At 72.4% G+C, this 16,223-nt stretch carries 18 protein-coding genes; 12 read left to right on the top strand and 6 right to left on the bottom strand.

Annotated features, from left to right (window positions below; all coding sequences use genetic code 11):
* The first annotated feature begins 54 nt into the window (after positions 1–54).
* From ACGFNU_RS36755 to ACGFNU_RS36745, 3 genes are read left to right on the top strand one after another with little or no spacing between them, the layout of a single operon-like run.
* Positions 55–843, top strand: coding sequence for an ABC transporter permease (locus tag ACGFNU_RS36755; RefSeq protein ID WP_392601186.1), 789 nt, complete (start codon positions 55–57; stop codon positions 841–843).
* A complete protein-coding gene (locus ACGFNU_RS36750; RefSeq protein ID WP_392601185.1) occupies positions 836–1,666 on the top strand; it encodes an ABC transporter permease in 831 nt (276 codons plus the stop codon). The genes ACGFNU_RS36755 and ACGFNU_RS36750 overlap by 8 nt, the downstream gene beginning before the upstream one ends.
* Before the next feature lie 5 nt (positions 1,667–1,671).
* Entirely contained in the window at positions 1,672–2,628 is a 957-nt protein-coding gene (locus tag ACGFNU_RS36745; RefSeq protein ID WP_392601184.1) for an ATP-binding cassette domain-containing protein, read from the top strand.
* Here ACGFNU_RS36745 and ACGFNU_RS36740 read toward each other — a convergent pair.
* A complete protein-coding gene (locus ACGFNU_RS36740; RefSeq protein WP_392601183.1) occupies positions 2,607–3,158 on the bottom strand; it encodes a hypothetical protein in 552 nt (183 codons plus the stop codon). The two genes, ACGFNU_RS36745 and ACGFNU_RS36740, sit on opposite strands and share 22 nt — an antisense overlap.
* Positions 3,159–3,294: 136 nt before the next feature.
* Between ACGFNU_RS36740 and ACGFNU_RS36735 the strand changes: the two genes are divergently transcribed.
* Together ACGFNU_RS36735 and ACGFNU_RS36730 are read left to right on the top strand one after the other, a co-directional pair.
* Positions 3,295–4,005 carry a hypothetical protein gene (locus tag ACGFNU_RS36735; protein WP_392601182.1) on the top strand — a complete coding sequence of 237 codons (711 nt, stop codon included), beginning with the start codon at positions 3,295–3,297 and terminating at the stop codon, positions 4,003–4,005.
* A gap of 6 nt (positions 4,006–4,011) precedes the next feature.
* A complete protein-coding gene (locus tag ACGFNU_RS36730) occupies positions 4,012–4,704 on the top strand; it encodes a hypothetical protein (RefSeq protein WP_392601181.1) in 693 nt (230 codons plus the stop codon).
* A 92-nt stretch (positions 4,705–4,796) separates the two neighbouring features.
* Here the strand turns inward: ACGFNU_RS36730 and ACGFNU_RS36725 are convergent, their stop codons facing one another.
* Positions 4,797–6,221 (bottom strand): alpha/beta fold hydrolase, encoded by a 1,425-nt coding sequence (locus tag ACGFNU_RS36725; protein ID WP_392601180.1) that lies wholly within the window; start codon positions 6,219–6,221, stop codon positions 4,797–4,799.
* A 147-nt stretch (positions 6,222–6,368) separates the two neighbouring features.
* Here ACGFNU_RS36725 and ACGFNU_RS36720 point away from each other — a divergent pair, with 147 nt between their 5' ends.
* The 5 genes from ACGFNU_RS36720 (at position 6,369) to ACGFNU_RS36700 (ending at position 10,573) form a co-directional block, all read left to right on the top strand.
* Positions 6,369–7,775, top strand: coding sequence for an aldehyde dehydrogenase family protein (locus ACGFNU_RS36720; protein ID WP_392601179.1), 1,407 nt, complete (start codon positions 6,369–6,371; stop codon positions 7,773–7,775).
* 124 nt (positions 7,776–7,899) lie between these two features.
* Positions 7,900–8,655, top strand: a complete 756-nt coding sequence (locus tag ACGFNU_RS36715) for a hypothetical protein (protein ID WP_392601178.1) — start codon at positions 7,900–7,902, stop codon at positions 8,653–8,655.
* A 43-nt stretch (positions 8,656–8,698) separates the two neighbouring features.
* Positions 8,699–9,571, top strand: coding sequence for a helix-turn-helix domain-containing protein (locus ACGFNU_RS36710; RefSeq protein WP_392601177.1), 873 nt, complete (start codon positions 8,699–8,701; stop codon positions 9,569–9,571).
* 63 nt (positions 9,572–9,634) lie between these two features.
* A complete protein-coding gene (locus tag ACGFNU_RS36705; protein ID WP_392601176.1) occupies positions 9,635–10,192 on the top strand; it encodes a hypothetical protein in 558 nt (185 codons plus the stop codon).
* A gap of 18 nt (positions 10,193–10,210) precedes the next feature.
* Positions 10,211–10,573, top strand: a complete 363-nt coding sequence (locus ACGFNU_RS36700) for a YkvA family protein (protein WP_392601175.1) — start codon at positions 10,211–10,213, stop codon at positions 10,571–10,573.
* A 25-nt stretch (positions 10,574–10,598) separates the two neighbouring features.
* Here the strand turns inward: ACGFNU_RS36700 and ACGFNU_RS36695 are convergent, their stop codons facing one another.
* Positions 10,599–11,537: a helix-turn-helix domain-containing protein gene (locus ACGFNU_RS36695; RefSeq protein WP_392601174.1), complete on the bottom strand. Its 939-nt coding sequence runs from the start codon at positions 11,535–11,537 to the stop codon at positions 10,599–10,601.
* Positions 11,538–11,654: 117 nt separating this feature from the next.
* Between ACGFNU_RS36695 and ACGFNU_RS36690 the strand changes: the two genes are divergently transcribed.
* Positions 11,655–12,518 carry an amidase family protein gene (locus tag ACGFNU_RS36690; RefSeq protein ID WP_392601173.1) on the top strand — a complete coding sequence of 288 codons (864 nt, stop codon included), beginning with the start codon at positions 11,655–11,657 and terminating at the stop codon, positions 12,516–12,518.
* A gap of 53 nt (positions 12,519–12,571) precedes the next feature.
* Here the strand turns inward: ACGFNU_RS36690 and ACGFNU_RS36685 are convergent, their stop codons facing one another.
* The 3 genes from ACGFNU_RS36685 to ACGFNU_RS36675 all read right to left on the bottom strand — a co-directional run bounded on the left by ACGFNU_RS36685 (position 12,572) and on the right by ACGFNU_RS36675 (position 15,021).
* Positions 12,572–12,901, bottom strand: coding sequence for a DMT family transporter (locus tag ACGFNU_RS36685; protein WP_392601172.1), 330 nt, complete (start codon positions 12,899–12,901; stop codon positions 12,572–12,574).
* Positions 12,902–12,998: 97 nt separating this feature from the next.
* On the bottom strand, positions 12,999–13,871 hold the full coding sequence (locus ACGFNU_RS36680; RefSeq protein WP_392601171.1) for an LLM class flavin-dependent oxidoreductase: 873 nt from the start codon (positions 13,869–13,871) through the stop codon (positions 12,999–13,001).
* A 28-nt stretch (positions 13,872–13,899) separates the two neighbouring features.
* Entirely contained in the window at positions 13,900–15,021 is a 1,122-nt protein-coding gene (locus tag ACGFNU_RS36675) for a helix-turn-helix domain-containing protein (RefSeq protein ID WP_392601170.1), read from the bottom strand.
* Between the two features lie 130 nt (positions 15,022–15,151).
* Here ACGFNU_RS36675 and ACGFNU_RS36670 point away from each other — a divergent pair, with 130 nt between their 5' ends.
* A complete protein-coding gene (locus tag ACGFNU_RS36670) occupies positions 15,152–15,946 on the top strand; it encodes a class II aldolase/adducin family protein (protein ID WP_392601169.1) in 795 nt (264 codons plus the stop codon).
* Positions 15,947–16,223: the final 277 nt, after the last annotated feature.

The raw sequence follows: 16,223 nt of genomic DNA, 5'->3' as shown, positions 1-16,223 counted from the left end.
CGTTCGTGAATTTTGCATGGAGCTCCCCCGGCATCCGCTCTATGCTCCGGTCGAGTGAGCGTCTTTCCGTGGGTGGCCTGGTACGCGCTCCGCCGCTACACCGCCTACCCGCTCAGCTCCGCCGCCGAGTCCGTCACCAACACCGTCTTCGCGTTCATGCGGGCGTACGTGCTGATCGCCCTCTGGCAGGCCCGCCCGGCCCTGGGCGGCTACGACGTCACCGACGCGATCACCTTCTGCTTCCTCACCCAGGCCATGATCGGCCCGGTGCAGGTCTTCCGCGGGCTGGAGCTCAGCGAGCGGATCCGCAGCGGCGACGTGGCGATCGACCTCTACCGGCCGGTCGGGCTGCAGGGCTGGTGGCTGGCCGACGACCTGGGCCGCGCCACCGCCGAGCTGGTCCTGCGCAGCGCCCTTCCCATGGTGGCCGGGATGCTCGTCTTCACGCTCCGCCCCGCCGGGCCCGGGGCGCTCGCGGCCTTCGCCCTCGCGCTGTTCCTGGGCGTGCTGGTCAGCTTCGCGATCCGCTACCTGGTCGCGCTGGCGGTGTTCTGGCTGCATGACGACCGCGGGCTGCAGGCCGTCTCGCTGGTCATGTCGCTGTTCTTCTCCGGCATGATCCTGCCGCTGGTGGTGTTCCCGGGCTGGCTCGGCGACCTCGCGCGGGCCCTGCCGTGGGCGGCGCTGGTCCAGGTGCCGGCCGACGTCTACCTCGGCAAGCGCACCGGTCCCGGCCTGTTCGCGGCGCTCGGCTTCCAGGCGGGCTGGGCCGCGGCGCTGCTGGCGGCGGGCGGGCTGCTCACCGTCGCGGCGCGGCGCAAGCTGGTGATCCACGGTGGCTGAACCGCGTGCGCCGGTGGCGCCGGGCGAGGTGGTCCGGGTGTACGGGCTGCTGGCCTGGACGTGGATCCGGGCGGCGGCGCAGTACCCGATCTCGATGGTGCTGCTCACCCTCGCCTCGGCCGTGGTGAGCGCGCTGGACGTGGCCGCGATCATGGTGCTGTTCACGCGCGCCCCGCGCATCGCCGGGTTCACCGCGCCGGAGGTCCTGTTCCTCTACGGGACTTCGGCGCTGTCGTTCGCGTTCGCCGACGCGATGTTCGGGACCACCGAGAGGCTCGGGAAGCACATCCGGGAGGGCACGCTCGACGCCATGCTGGTGCGGCCGGTGAGCCCGCTCGTCCAGATCGCCACCGAGGACTTCTCGCCCCGGCGGATCGGCAAGCTCATCCCGGCCGTCGTGGTGCTGGTGCTGACGCTGCCCCGGCTTGACGTGGCCTGGACGGCGGGCCGGGTGGCGATGATCCCGGCGATGATCCTCACCGGCGCCACGATCTTCTCCGGGTTGTGGGTGCTGACGGCCTCGCTGCAGTTCGTGCTGATCGACGGGCATGGGGCGACCAAGTCCGTCACCTACGGCGGCGGGTTCATGACGCAGTACCCGCTGAGCATCTACGCCCGGGACTTCGTGCGCGGGGTGACCTTCGTCGTCCCGCTCGCGTTCGTGAACTGGCAGCCCGGACTCTACGTGCTCGGCCGCCCCGACCCTCTCGGCCTGCCCTGGGCGGTGCGCTTCGCCGCCCCGGCCGTCGCCGTCGCGGTCTGCGTGCTCGCGGGGTTCGTCTGGCGGGCCGGGCTCCGCCACTACCGATCGACGGGAAGCTGAGGACGATGATCGAGGTGGCCGGGGTCGCCAAGTCGTTCACCGTGCGGCGGCGCACCGGGCGGATCCGCCGGAGCGCGGCCACCGTCCACGCGGTCGACGACGTCTCGTTCGGCGTCGCGGCGGGCGAGTTCGTCGGCTATCTCGGCCCGAACGGCGCGGGCAAGTCGACGACCATCAAGATGCTCACCGGGATCCTCACGCCGACGTCCGGCTCGGTGCGGGTCTGCGGCCTGGATCCGTCCCGGCAGCGCACCACGCTGGCGCGGCGGATCGGCGTGGTCTTCGGGCAGCGCACCACGCTGTGGTGGGACCTGCCGCTGCGCGACAGCCTGACCCTGATCCGGCACCTGTACCGGGTGGACGCGGCCGCGCACCGGGCCCGGCTGGCCGAGCTGACCGGCCTGCTCGAACTCGGCCCGTTCCTCGACACCCCCGTCCGCCAGCTCAGCCTGGGCCAGCGGATGCGCGGCGACCTTACGGCGGCGCTGCTGCACGATCCCGAACTGCTCGTGCTGGACGAGCCCACCATCGGCCTGGACGTGGTCAGCAAGGCGACGGTGCGCGAGTTCCTCGCGCGGCTCAACTCCGAGCGCGGCACCACGATCCTGCTGACGACGCACGACCTCGGCGACATCGAACGGCTCTGCCGCCGCGTCATGATCATCGATCACGGGCGGCTGGCCTACGACGGCGACCTCACCCGGCTGCGCGCCACCGTGGACGCCGACCGGCTGCTGGTGGTCGAGCTGGCCCGGCCGTGCCCGCCGATCTCACTCCCGGACGTGGTCGTGGAGCGGGTCGAGGGGCCGCGCCAGTGGCTGCGGCTGCCCCGGTCGGCGAACGCCGCGACGGTGGTGGCCGCGCTGGCCGAACGCCACGAGGTGCGCGACATCGCGCTGCGGGACGCCGACATCGAGGAGGTGGTGGCCCGGCTCTACCGTCAGGTGGGGACCCTGGCGTAGTAGTCGGACGGCTCCTCCAGATCGTCGTCGAGCCGGCGGCCCGACCAGCGGCGCGGCGCCCAGGTCGGGGCCATCAGCGCGAATCCCATCATCGCGTAGACGCCCGAGCCGAGCAGGATGCGGATCCCGGAGTCGAGGTCGCCGCCGGGCGGCACCTTGTCGGGCAGGTCGAGGACGCGGCCGGGATCGATCAGGAAATAAACCGAAAACCCGATGAGGGCGAGCGCGGGCACGAGGGACACCAGCGGCGACGCCCAGCGGGCGACGATGATCACACCCACGACCAGCCCGACGGCGGCCAGCAGGGCGAACGCCCCGTACATGCGCGTGCTGTCGGTGATCTGCCGGCCCTCGCCGTCGAAGGACTGCGACGCCTGCACGAACCCCCAGGCGGAGCCGTACACCAGCCCGGGGGCCAGCAGGATGCCGAGAAGGAGACCGAAGGCGTGGCGCACGCTGATCACATCCCATCCGCGCGGGCCCGCGGGAGGCGGGGCCGGGCTCGCGTACGGGTCCATCTCAGCATGCACATCCGGCACACCGCAGCAAATCAGACATAAGAAAGTGACCGGGAACGGGCACACCGCAACCGGCGTGGCTGTTTCGATGCCGTTTGTCGGGGCATCGCCCTGCCGTTCGTTCCAAAAGAGACCTACGGAGGCAACGATGTCGACCGTTCTCATGGTCGTCATAGCCGTCGTCATCATCGCGGCCATCGCCGGCGCCGGGTTCCTGGCCTGGAAGCAGGCCCAGACGCGGCGGCTGCGGCAACAGTTCGGCCCCGAGTACGACCGGGCCGTGGAGCGGCACGGCGGCAAGGCGGCCGCCGAGCGGGAGCTGGTCTCCCGCCGGCAGCGGCACGAGGAACTGGAGCTGCACGATCTCGACCCCCGCCAGCGCGACCTCTACCGCGAGCAGTGGGTGCACGTCCAGGAGCAGTTCGTCGACACTCCCGAGGCCGCCGTCGAGCAGGCGGACCGCCTCGTGACCGTCGTCATGGGCGAGCGCGGCTACCCGACCCGCGACTTCGACGACAAGGTCGCGCACCTGTCGGTCGAGCACGGCCGCATGATCGACCACTACCGGCGCGCCCACGGCATCAGCGACCGCGCCACGCAGAAGGAGGCGTCCACCGAGGACCTCCGCCAGGCGATGGTGCACTACCGCGCCCTCTTCGAGGACCTGCTCGCCGTGCCGGCGGAAGAGCGCGGCGCCACGCCGCGTCCGCCTCAGCCGAGGTCCGAACCGGCGCCGCAGGTGGAGCCGAAGGCGCAGACCGCCGCCGAGCGGGAGGCGCGACCGGAGCCGCGACCCGAAGCACGGCCGGAGGCGCGGTCGGGCGAGCGCCGTGGCGACGACCCCCACCCCAGGAGCTGATCGACCATGGAGAACCGACCTGCCGACCGTCCCGGCCCCCGGCCGGGCAAGGCGCCCGGTCCCGCCGGGCGGGATCTGACCGCCGACGAGCGCGCGCAGGCCGCGGGCACCGGCGACGCGGCCGTCACCGGGGACACCCGCGTCGCCGGTGGCCCGCCGGAGAGCGAGGTGGCCACGGCGTTCCCGAACCCGCGCGACACGGCCAAGCCGGGCGAGCGGCCCGTCCCCAAGCCGCCGGAGCCGAGGACCCAGCCGACGCCCGTGCCCGGGGCCGGCGCAAAGCCCGAAACCGGCGCCAAGCCCGGGACCGGTGCCACGGGCGCCACGCCCGAGACCGGCAGCAAGCCCGAGACCGGCGCCAAGCCGGGGCCCGCGCCGGTGCCGGAGTCCGCGAAGCCGTCGGAGCCGACCGCCGAGGATCGCGTCGAGCGGCTCATGGACACCAAGGACGCCGAACGGTTCCACGAGCGGTGGCGCGAGCTGCAGTCCGCGTTCGTCGACGACCCGCAGGACGCCGTGCGCAAGGCGGACGAGCTGACCACCGAGGTGGTCGAGGCGATCAAGGTGTCCGTCGCCGCGCGCAAGCGGACGCTGGACGAGCGCTGGCGCACCGAGAAGGACGCCCCGGCCGACACCGAGCGGCACCGCCTGGCGCTGCGCGCCTACCGGGACCTCCTCGAACGCCTGCTGTCCACCTGACCAGGACCGGACCAGGATGAGCCTCGCCTCCTTCTCCCGCAGGCGAGGCTCATCCGCGTGCCAGTACCGGCGCCGGTGCCGTTCCGGTGCCGTCAGCCGTTCAGGAAGGCGTTGACCGCGTCGCGGCCCTGCGTGCCGAGCTCGCGGTTCTGGATCGAGTGCGAGGCGCCCTTGACCACGACGAGCTGCCCGCCCGGCGCGTACCGCAGCTCCTCCTTGGCCCATTCGAGCGGCGTCGACAGGTCGCGGTCACCGTTCAGGATCAGCGTCGGGACGCGCGGGAGTTTCACCTTGGGCTCGGCGGTGTGCTGTGACCGCGGCCAGTAGAGGCACTCCTGGATGAAGCCGTTCCCGACCGCGGTGTCGGCGGTGTACGGCCACACCGCGCGGGTCGGCAGCGCTCTGCGGGTGTGTTCGAGGATCGCCTGCCGGCCGGCGACGGGCGCCTCCGAGGTGCCCCAGGGGAACTGGCCGTCGCCGCAGATGGTCGCGATGTGCAGGCCCGAGCTGTAGCGGTTGACGGGGTCGCCGCCGGAGTTCAGCAGGGCGAGCTGCTGGTCGAGGCGCGCCGGGTCCCCGTTGCGCGCCTCGTGGAGCGCCCCGATCACGTCGCCGGATCCCGCGGGCAGGCCCGCCGGGTTCGGGTTGCGGTAGGTGGGGTCGAGGAACTCGTACGTGACGATCAGGTCGAAGATCATCACATGGTCCTTGCGGTGCCGGGCCAGCCAGGCCAGATCCTTGGCGGGGTCGAACCCGCAGGCCGGGGCGGTGGCGCAGGCGTCGCGCAGCACGCGTGCCTGGGCGCGCAGGCCGGTGAGGTAGAGCGGGTCGTCGCGCTGCGGGTCGACGTGCGGCAGCACCGAGTCCAGGACCAGCCGGCTCACGTTCCGGGGGTGGGCGACGGCGTACCGGGCCGCGGTGAACGAGCCGTAGGAGACCCCGTCCACCACCCAGGTCCGCACGCCGAGCGCTCGGCGGAACATCTCCAGGTCACCGGTGGTCTGCTCGCTGGTGAAGTAGTGCCGCCGGTCGCCGAGGATCCCCGCGCACTCGTCGATCGCCGCGACCGTCGGCGGCTCGATGTCGGAGCTGCCGACCTGCGCCTGGAGCTGCGGGCAGTCGATCGCCCCGAAGTCGCCGGTGCCGCGCTGGTCGATCATCACGATGCGGTAGTTCTTCGCCACTTCGGGCAGCCGCTGGGAGATCCGCGTGATGAACGGGACGCCCGGCTGGCCGGGCCCGCCGGTGAGGAAGAGGAGCGTGCCCTTGGGCGCGGCCGCGTTGTCCGACGTCGCGACCTGGAGCCGGAGCTCGCCCTTCCCCTTGCCGCGATGGTCGAGCGGTACGGTCAGCATCGAGCAGGTGAAGCCCGGCTGGCCTTCGCAGGGATGGGGATCGGAGAGCGTGGGAGGTGCCTTGACCGATGGGGTGCTGGGTGCCGCGGTCGCCGTCGCCGCCCCGCCGGAGGCGGCGAGGGCGAGGGTGAGGGCGAACACCGCTGTCAGACGTGATCGCATGAAGCCGATCATGTATCGGCCCGCGCCCCGGGTAGACCGGATCAGCCGGATGCGGCCGTGGCCCGCTGTGGCCGGGGTGGCCGGGAACGGCTCCGGCATGAATACTGAACGTCATTCGGTTAGATCCGGCGAAGCGGAGGCAGAGCGGTGACCGACTTCACGATGACCATCGACGGGACCGGCGTGGACGCGCCCGGCACGTTCGGCGTGATCAATCCCGCGACCGGCGCGGTGGCCGAGCGGGCACCCGACGCCTCGCACGAGCAGCTCGACCAGGCCATGGCCGCCGCCCAGGCGGCGTTCGCCGGGTGGCGCGGCGACGAGCAGGCCCGGCGCAAGGCGCTGCTCGCCGCCGCCGACCTGATGTTCGCCAGGTCCGAGGAGATCGGGCGGATCCTCACCCTCGAACAGGGCAGGCCGCTCGCCGAGGCCACGATGGAGGTCGTCGGCGCGGGCGTCTGGCTCAAGTACTTCGCCGAGCTGGAACTGCCCCGCGAGGTCATCCAGGACGACGACAGGGCGTTCGTCGAGGTCGTCCGGCGCCCGATGGGCGTCGTCGCGGCCATCACGCCGTGGAACTACCCGCTCCTGCTGGCGATCTGGAAGCTGGCGCCCGCGCTGCTCGCCGGCAACACCGTGGTCCTCAAGCCCTCCCCGTACACGCCGCTGAGCAGCCTCAAGCTCGGCGAGATCCTGCGCGACGTCCTGCCGCCCGGCGTGTTCAACGTCGTGACCGGCGGCAACGAGCTCGGCGCCTGGATGACCGCGCACGACGTGCCGCGCAAGATCAGCTTCACCGGCAGCGTCGCCACCGGCAAGCGGGTCGCCGCGGCCGCCGCGTCCGACCTCAAGCGGGTCACGCTCGAACTGGGCGGCAACGACCCGGCGATCCTCCTCGACGACGCCGACCCGGCCGCGGTGGCCGACAAGCTGTTCGGCGCCGCGTTCCAGAACAACGGCCAGGTCTGCTCGGCGATCAAGCGGGTGTACGTCCCGGAGAGCCTCTACGGCGACGTGGTGGACGCGCTGGCCGCCAAGGCCCGTTCGGTCAAGGTCGGCAACGGGCTGGACGAGGGCGTCCAGTACGGGCCGATCAACAACGAGCCGCAGTACGAGCGCGTCTCCGAACTGGTCGCCGAGGCCCTGGCCCAGGGCGCCCGGGCGGCCGCGGGCGGCAAGCCCATCGACGGCCCCGGCTACTTCTTCGAGCCGACGATCCTGGCCGACCTCGCCGACGGCGTCCGGATCGTGGACGAGGAGCAGTTCGGCCCGGCGCTGCCGATCATGAAGTACGCCGATCTGGACGAGGCCGTCGCCCGCGCCAACGGGACGCACTTCGGCCTGTCCGGCTCGGTCTGGGGCGCCGACGCCGAGCGGGCCGCCGAGGTCGCGGGCCGCCTGGAATGCGGCACCGCATGGGTCAACACGCACCTGGCGCTCGCGCCGCACCAGCCGTTCGGCGGGTTCAAGTGGAGCGGCGTCGGCGTGGAGAACGGGCCCTGGGGCCTCTACGGGTTCACCGAGCTCCAGGTGCTCCACCGGTCCCGGCGCTGACCGCGGGTCACGACTTCGAGTCCGGAAAGTGACATGGCAACTACTGGTCGTCGGCCACCCGGATGGGAGACTCTCTGCGCGGGGACGCTGAAACGGCACTGATCGGCGACCGTGGAGGAGCCGGATGGAGACGTGGGACGTCATTCGCCAGGACGATCTCGGCAACGAGTTCCCGATGGCCGCGCACGAGTCCCGCATCGCGGCCCTGGCCCAGGTGCTGGTCCTCGAGAGCGGCATCCCGCACAAGCAGCTCTACTGGATCAGCGGCCCGCCCGGCCCCGCCCTGCACACCAACCGCGACCTCTACCTGCACTTCCTCCACCTCGGCCAGGAGGCGCGGACGAGGGCGTGGTCGCTGTCGGCGTTCCTGCGGTCGCTGTGGCGGGTGAGCGCGCCGCTCCGCACCCGCGAGGTCCTCGAACCGGACGACGTGGCGGCGATGTTCTCGGCGGCCGCCGTCGCGCCGCCCGCCGAGTTCGACCCGGCGTGGTGCGGCAAGGACCTGTCGTTGCCGGGCCGCGAGCCCGACGGTTACGGCGACTGGGAGCGGGTGATCCTCTCCCAGCTCGCCGACCTGGCCGAGTTCCAGGCCGCACCGCCCGGCCCGCAGGCCCGCTTCGGCGTCGACGCCCCGCGCCCGGCCGCCGCCGGCCGCCGGGCGACGCCGCCGCGCTGGTACAACTTCGACCCGGCCACCTACCTGGAGTGCGCCGTCGCCGGCAGCCTCGGCGGCTGGGACCCGGTGGACGGCGCCCGCGTCCCGCTCCCCGCCGGCTCGCCGGGCGGCTCGGCACAGCCCCGCTCCTACGTCCGCCCGATCACCACGATGACCTGGGCCGACCTGGCCCGGATCGCGGTCTGCGGCCAGATGTACGAGTAGCACCGCCGCCCGGGCTGTCCGACCCGGATGTCAGACTGGCGGCGTGAGCGACAGGTACGTCCGGGTCGAGAACCGGGGGGCCTTCTGGCTGGCGGCGGGGCGGCCCCATCCCGCGCTGCGCCCGTTCCTCGCCGCCTACGACGGTTACTGGGAGTCCGTGCCCGCTCCGAGCCGGATGCGGACCCTGCCGACCCGCCACACGGTCATGATCATCAATTTGGGGCCGCCGCTGCGGCTGCACGTGCCCGATCCCGGGGCCGCCCCGGCCGTCTACGGCCCGTTCATCGCGGGCATGCACGACGGCCACGGAATGTACGAGCACGAGGGAGGCCAGCGCGGCGTCCAGCTCGACCTCACGCCGCTCGGCGCCTACACCCTGCTCGGCGTCCCGATGGGCGAGCTCACCAACCGCGCCGTCGACCTCGCCGACGTCCTGGGGCCTGAGGTGCCAAGGCTCGTCGGCCGGCTCCAGGACGCCGCGGGCTGGGCCGAGCGGTTCGATCTCCTCGACGCGTTCCTGCTCGGCCGGCTCGAGATCGGCCCCTCCCCCGACCCGGAGGTGCGGGAGGCCTGGCGCCTGCTCGACACGACCTGCGGCCGGACGCCGGTGGCCGCGCTCGCCGGCGAGGTGGGCTGGAGCCGCAAGCACCTCACCCACCGCTTCAAGGAGCAGGTCGGCCTCAGCCCGAAGGTGATGGCGCGCGTGCTGCGGTTCCAGCACGCCGTCGAGCTGATGTCCGCGCCGTTCGATCGGCAGGGCGTGCCGAGCTGGGTCGACCTCGCCGTCACCTGCGGCTACTACGACCAGGCCCATCTCAACCGCGAGTTCCGCGCGCTCGCCGGTTGCACGCCGACGGAGCTGCTGGCCGGCCAGGCGCCCGAATACCTCACCACCACCGCCCGCGAGGCGTCCTGAAATTGACCCCGTCCCGACCATCCGGGGCTGGACGCGGCGGCGCGGCGGGGTGACGATCGAGGGGTGGCACGGCTCCTGCTGCTCGGCATCGGGACGGCCAGGTCGCCCCGGTTCGCGCCGGCGGGCCTGCTCGTCGAGTACGGGCACGCGCGGGTGGGCCTGGACGGCGGCCCGGGCTCCGAGCCGCCGGAGAACGTGCACGCCTGGCTGGTGGCCGACGAGCACGGGCCCCTCCGCGACGACCTGCGGCGCATCGCCCACGAGGCGGACATGCTCGAACCCGCCGTCGCGCCGTACCTCCACGGCACGCTGCACGTCGATCCGCTGCCGGTCGCGCACCCCAGGGCGGGCGTGCACGGCTACAAGATCACCCGTGGCCACCGGTGCGCGGTGTGGGCGCCGGACTTCGTCAAGCTGCCCGACTGGGCGGAGGCAGCCGATCTGGTCTTCGCCGGGGCCGACAACTCGGACGTGGCGGAGACGGCCGAGGCCGCCCGCCGGCTTCGCGTGAAGCGGCTCGTCTTCGTCTGCCTGGGCGACAAGGCGTGCTCGGCCATGGACGCGGGGGAAACTCCGCCGTTCGGTGAATGGGGCGTGGAGGGCGGGCAATACCGGATGTAACTACATACGGTGGTGCTCATGCTCTGGCTCGGTCTCCCCCTCCTCCTCGCAGGCACGATCCTCGTGTTCGCCACGGACTTCGACGTGGCCGGCGCTGTCCTGATGACGCTCGGTGCGGTCTTGGCCTTCGCGGGAATCCTCCGGCTCCGCCGCCGCACGAAGAACCGCCCGAGCCGTTCGGCGGTCGAGGCCTACTACCGGACCGGCACCGGCAAGATCGCCGCGATGATCGCCGCGGTGGTCTACATCGTGTCGCCGATCGACCTCATCCCCGACCCGTTCCTGCCCGTCGGGATCGTCGACGACGCCACCGCCCTGACGTGGCTGGTCATCGCGTTCAGCCAGGAGGCCGCGCGCCGCCGCCGCAGCCGCCAGGCCTGAAGGCGACGGCGTCAGGCCGAGGGCGTCACGTCCCGGCGTCGCCGGGACGCAACCGGGCGCGGAACTCCCGGGGGGACAGGCCGAACTCGGTCTTGAAGAGCTTGCCGAAATGGCTGGGGTCGTGGATGTCCCAGCGGGCCGCCACGGCGTACGACGGAAGATGGGCCAGGCCCGGGTCGGCGAGGTCCCGGCGGATGCGGTCCAGACGCCTTCGCCGGATGTGATCGCCGAGTGTCTCGCCCTGCTTCTGGAACAGCGAGTGCAGGGTGCGGACCGAGATGTGGTGGGCGGCCGCGATCTGGGCCGGTGAGAACGGCCCGTCCAGGTGCCGGTCGATGTGCTCGAGGATCCGTTCCAGCGTGCGAGCGGGCTGCGCGGGCCGGCCGCCGTGCTCGCGGAGGAGGGTCCGGACGACACCCGTGACGTGCTCGCCCATCTCCCCCCTCGACAGCGGTCCGAGACGGTGGCCCCGATGGGCGAGCTCGACGAGCATCGAGGACAGGATCCGGCCGCAGGGAGAGCCGCTGAGCTCCTGGTTCGCGACGGTGTTCGGGGCCCGCCGCGCGAGGGAGACCGTACCGGGGTCCAGCCGCACCACGAGCCAGCGGTAGTCGACGCCGAGGTCGAGGCGGTACGGGTGCCCTCCGCTGTAGAAGACGACGTCGCCCGGCGACAGCGTGCACAGGCGGCCGTCTTGCTCGATCGTCCCGTCACCTTCCAGCAGCAGCCCCAGCGCGATGCCGAAGTCCTGCGCGAAGGGAGCCGCGTGCGGGCTGACCTGTGCCGGTTGCTCGCCGGCGATGTCGCAGGCGGTGAGGGCGCCGAACCGGTGGAGGCGGGTGTCCGCGGAGTAGGGGGTCGCCGTCCGCACCAGGACGGCGTCGAACGCCCTGGCGGGGTCGTGGACGCCGGGGTCCATGTAGCCGTAGACGATCGTGCCGTCCGGCCGGGCTTCGAGGGGCATGAGCCTCTCCTCTGCGCTCCAGTACCAGAAGTGTGCGCTCTCGCGCCAACACGACCCTCCGGAGTGGCCGATATTGCCATTCATCTCCTGTTCGCGGAAGAGGAAGGACGTCGCCACGTGGACGTACTCCTGGCGATCATCACCTGTCCGGTCTCCGGTCTCGTCACCGTCGGCATGGCCGTGACCTTCGCGGCGACCCGCGTGGTGAACCTGGCGCAGGGCGACCTGGTCATGGTGGGGGCGTACACGGCCGCGGTCGTGACCGGGCCGGCGTTCGGCTGGCGGGTGACGCTCGCCCTGGCAGGCGCCGCTCCGCTGCTGGTGCTGGTCGAACGGCTGCTGCTGCGACGCCCCCTCGCGGACCCGCTGGCGACCATGCTCGTCACCTGGGGCGTCGGCATGGCGCTGCGTCAGGTGGCGGAGCTGCAGTTCACCTCCACCGCCCGCTCCGTCGAGTCTCCGGTCGCCGGGACCGTGACGGTGCTGACCGCGCCCTATCCGGCGTACCGGCTGGTCTGCGGCCTGGTCGCCGTCGCGGTGATCGGGCTGGTGCTGCTGGCGGCCTACCGGACGGGCTGGGGGCTCACCCTGCGCGCCCACTCGGGGATCTACACCCGGGCGGCCGCGCTCCTGCAGACCGAGTCGGTGCAGGTCCGCGCCCAGTGGGGCCGCGACTTCGACGTCCTGCTCACCCCGACGCTCGCCTGCCCGCCGCCGCGGTCCGGCGCCTGCCTGGCGGAGGCCAACGCGAACCCGGGCGGATTCCGGCTCACCGAGGTCCAGATGATCTCGTTCACCTCCGTCTGCAACATCTCCGGCCTGCCCGCCGTCAGCCTGCCGGTCCACACCTCAGCCGAGGGTCTTCCGATCGGCGCGCACCTGATCGGCGGCCCCTGGGACGAGGCGGTGCTCGTGCGGCTGGCCTCCGCCCTCGAAGAACTGGACGGCTGGCCCGGCCGCCGCCCACCGCACCTCACATGACCTGGACGGCGATGAAGGCGGCCCCGGCGAAGCGGCTTGGGGGGCCGCTCCTTTCATCCGTGGCTCACGCCACCGCCGAGATTCATCACGATCACCCCGACGATGATGATGCCCGCGCCGACGATGGCCACCGGCCGGACCGGCTCGTCGAAGAGCAGCACTCCCCCGGCGAAGGCGCCCACCGTGCCGAGCGCCGACCAGATCGCGTAGACCGGGCCCACGTTCAGCGCCGTCAGCGCCTTGGCCAGCAGGAGGAACGAGACGACGTAGCCGACCACGACGATCGCGGACGGGCCGAACTTGGAGAACCCCTCCGAGGCCCGCAGCGACAGGGTCGCCGTCACCTCGGCGGCGATGGCCACCGCGAGCAGCACGTACGGCATGGCGTTTCAGTCCTCTGTCGCTGCATGGCTTCTGGAGAGTGGCCGAGCCTAGCCCGGCGGGCGCCGATGATCCAGGCGTTCGGCCAGGCTCGTCCGGTCAGGCTCGGTAGGCGTCCGCGATCGCTTCGAAGACCTTCATGTCGGCGTCCCAGTCGGTGCCGGGGCGCGGCCAGTGGAGGGCGATGTCGGTGATGCCCAGCTCGGCGTAGCGGCCTGCGAGCTCGGCGAACGCGTCGAGGGAGTCGAGCCAGGGCTCGTCGGTGAAGCCGGTGAGGAACAGCCGCCGCAGCTCGCCCGGGTCGCGTCCTTCGGCCTCGCACGCCTCGCCGAGGCCCTCCAACTGCCTGCGCACCGCTTCCTGCGGGTCGTGGCGGAGCTGACGGCTGCCGGTGGTGACCCACGTGTCGGCCTGGCGGGCGGCCACGCGCAAGCCGCGCGGCCCGGTGGCGGCGATGGCGAACGGCAGCCTCGGCCGCTGGACGCAACCCGGCGAGGTCAGCACCTCGCGGGCGGAGTAGTAGGTGCCCTCGAACGTCACCTCGGGCCCGCGCAGGAGCGCGTCCATGAGGTCCGTCCATTCGGCGAAGCGGCCGGTGCGTTCGCGGGGCGTCCACTCGTCGCCGCCGAGGATGCCGGCGTCCGAGTTGCGGTGCGTGCCGCCCGCGCCGATGCCCAGCGTGAACCGGCCGCCGCTGATGAGGTCGACGGCCCTGGCCGCGTGCGCGGTGGGCACCGGATGGCGGAAGTTGGGCGAGGTGACGAGCGTGCCCAGCCGGATCCGCGAGGTGATCGCCGCCGCGGCGGACAGCGTGGCGTACGCGTCGTACCACGGCGTGATGCCCCGCCAGGCGATGTGGTCGTACACCCACGCGGCGTGGAACCCCGCCTCTTCGGCGCGGCGCCAGAGCGCCCCGGCGTCCGGCCATGGCTCCGTCGGCCACATGAGCGTGCTGACCCTCGGTCGATTCATGATGCCTCCCCCTGTCGAGTCCAGGTTTTCATCCACGGCCGAGCCAGCTGCGCAGCGCCCACCACCAGTGCGCCGCGGCCTCCGCCCCGCCCGCGTCCGACGGCGACCGGCCCGTCAGCTCGCGAAGGCGGCGGAGCCTGTATTTCACGGTGTTCCCGTGGACGTGCAACGCGGCGGCCGTGTCGTCGATCCGGCCGCCGTGATCGAGGTAGGCCAGCGCCGTCTCGGCGAGCTCCCGGTGGAACGGGTCGCCGGGGCTCAGCGCGCCGAGGAGGCCGGTGGCCAGCAGGCGGCCGAGCTCGGGCTCCGACCGGGTGGCCGTGAGCAGCGCGAGATCGGTCAGGCGCCGCAGGCCGTGCAGCCCGGCCGTGCGTCCCGCCCGCAACGCCCGCCGCCCCAGCTCGTAGAGCGGCGCGATCTCCGCGGGCGGCACCGGCGGGGCCGCCACCAGCAGCGGGGTGTCCGGCGGGAACGACGGCAGCCGGGTGACGAGGGCAGCCAGCCGCCCGTCGACGAGCCCGCAGAGCCCGGGCCCGGTGGCGGTGAGGGCGGCCTCGATCGCGGCGGCCACGGCGGGGTCGCTGACGTCGGAGACCACGCAGTGGTAGAGGACGGAGGGGTCGAGCGGCGCGAGAACCGGCTCGGACTCCCCGTGCAGGAGCTGACGCAGCATCTGGATATGGCCCTCGCGCGTCGTCCGTGCCATCTCCAGCTCAGCGACCCGGTGGGCGTGGACCATGCGGTGGACGAGGGCGGTGGAGATCTCGTCGATGCGGGTGACGCCGTCGAGCAGCACGTCGGCGGGCACCGCGAGGGCACGCCCCTCCTCGATCAGCAACCGGACCAGATGCGACCGGCCCGCCTGGAAGCCGTCCAGGAACGAGGCCACCGGAACCCCCTGGCGGGCCCGGTCCGAGCCGAGCCGTTCCGCCGCCGCGAGCACGTCCTCGCCGGGCTCGCCGCCGTTGGCCAGCGCGGCGAGCACTCCGTTGAGGAGGGCCCGGGTATGGCGCCGGGTCTCCTCCTCCGGCAGGGCCGCGACCAGCTCGGACCTGCTCCGCGCCGCCCGCACGGTCGCGTCCAGCAGCGCGGGGTCGGTGCTGCGCTCCAGCACCATCTTGAGGAACGGGTCGGCGTCCGGCGGCGCCATCGGCGTCCTCCTCGCCTCGCCCGTTGTCCCTTCCGGACAACGGTCGTCCTCCTGCTTGGACCAATCCAGCCTAGGCGACGGCCGGACGGATGATGTTTGGTGGTACGAGACAATCGAAGGAGTGTCCCCCGTGTCCGAAGACGAGAAGTTCCTCGACAAGCTGCCGACCGATCTGATCTTCCGGCTGCCCCCGTCCTTCGACTCCGTCGAGGACGAGCGCCGGCACCGCAAGGAGCGGCTCACGGCCGCCTTGCGGATCTTCGGCAAGTTCGGGTTCGAGGAGGGCGTGGCCGGTCACATCACCGCTCGCGATCCCGAGCGCACCGACCATTTCTGGGTCAACCCGTTCGGCATGTCCTTCAAGCACGTCAAGGTCAGCGACCTGATCCTGGTCGACCACCAGGGCCAGGTGGTGGAGGGCCGCTACCCGGTCAACGAGGCCGCTTTCGCCATTCACTCCCAGGTGCACCAGGCCCGTCCCGGCGTGGTCGCCGCCGCGCACAGCCACTCCACGCACGGCCGCGCGATCTCCGCGCTGGGCCAGAAGCTGGAGCCCATCACGCAGGACGTCTGCGCGTTCTACGAGGACCACGGCCTCTTCGACGACTACACCGGCGTCGTGACCGACCTGGAGGAGGGCAAGCGCATCGCCGCCGCCCTCGGCGACTACAAGGCCGTCATCCTGCGCAACCACGGCCTGCTCACCGTCGGTGAGACCGTCGACGCCGCCGCCTGGTGGTTCATCACGATGGAGCGCTCGTGCCAGGTGCAGCTCCTGGCCAAGGCCGCCGGGACGGTGGTGCCGATCGAGCCCGAGAACGCCAAGCTGACCCACACGCAGATCGGCAACGACCTCGTCGGCTGGATCAACTACCAGCCCCTGTACGACCAGATCACCCGCGAGCAGCCCGACCTCTTCGACTGACCGGTGCCGAACCCGGCCGAGGGGCGACCTCGATCCGCACGCGAGCGCGCTACCTGAGCCGGAGCGAGCCGCCAGGCGAAGCTCCACGCGAAGATCGCGGAGCGATGTCGCGCTCGCCGGTTTTGCGATCCGGGTCCGAGCCGCCAGGCGAGGACCCGGACCGGAAAACGATCCAACAGGCGTCGGTCCGGGTCTCGCTTGCCGGTGTGAGCCCGACATTTGTGAGCAAATCACACCCTCGACGCGGCGGCTTGTACGCTCCGGACAGATTCCGCGC

This window comes from Spirillospora sp. NPDC048911 (assembly GCF_043198015.1).
Lineage (GTDB): Bacteria > Actinomycetota > Actinomycetes > Streptosporangiales > Streptosporangiaceae > Spirillospora.
This window is presented reverse-complemented; position numbering and strand designations above follow the sequence as displayed.

Excerpts from the sequence above, each read along its gene's own strand:
- ACGFNU_RS36745 (WP_392601184.1), top strand. The coding sequence starts at position 1,672 with ATGATCGAGGTGGCCGGGGTCGCCAAGTCGTTCACCGTGCGGCGGCGC.
- ACGFNU_RS36695 (WP_392601174.1), bottom strand. The coding sequence starts at position 11,537 with ATGCCCCTCGAAGCCCGGCCGGACGGCACGATCGTCTACGGCTACATG.
- ACGFNU_RS36680 (WP_392601171.1), bottom strand. The coding sequence starts at position 13,871 with ATGAATCGACCGAGGGTCAGCACGCTCATGTGGCCGACGGAGCCATGG.
- ACGFNU_RS36715 (WP_392601178.1), top strand. The coding sequence starts at position 7,900 with ATGGAGACGTGGGACGTCATTCGCCAGGACGATCTCGGCAACGAGTTC.
- ACGFNU_RS36685 (WP_392601172.1), bottom strand. The coding sequence starts at position 12,901 with ATGCCGTACGTGCTGCTCGCGGTGGCCATCGCCGCCGAGGTGACGGCG.
- ACGFNU_RS36735 (WP_392601182.1), top strand. The coding sequence starts at position 3,295 with ATGTCGACCGTTCTCATGGTCGTCATAGCCGTCGTCATCATCGCGGCC.
- ACGFNU_RS36725 (WP_392601180.1), bottom strand. The coding sequence starts at position 6,221 with ATGCGATCACGTCTGACAGCGGTGTTCGCCCTCACCCTCGCCCTCGCC.
- ACGFNU_RS36700 (WP_392601175.1), top strand. The coding sequence starts at position 10,211 with ATGCTCTGGCTCGGTCTCCCCCTCCTCCTCGCAGGCACGATCCTCGTG.
- ACGFNU_RS36730 (WP_392601181.1), top strand. The coding sequence starts at position 4,012 with ATGGAGAACCGACCTGCCGACCGTCCCGGCCCCCGGCCGGGCAAGGCG.
- ACGFNU_RS36675 (WP_392601170.1), bottom strand. The coding sequence starts at position 15,021 with ATGGCGCCGCCGGACGCCGACCCGTTCCTCAAGATGGTGCTGGAGCGC.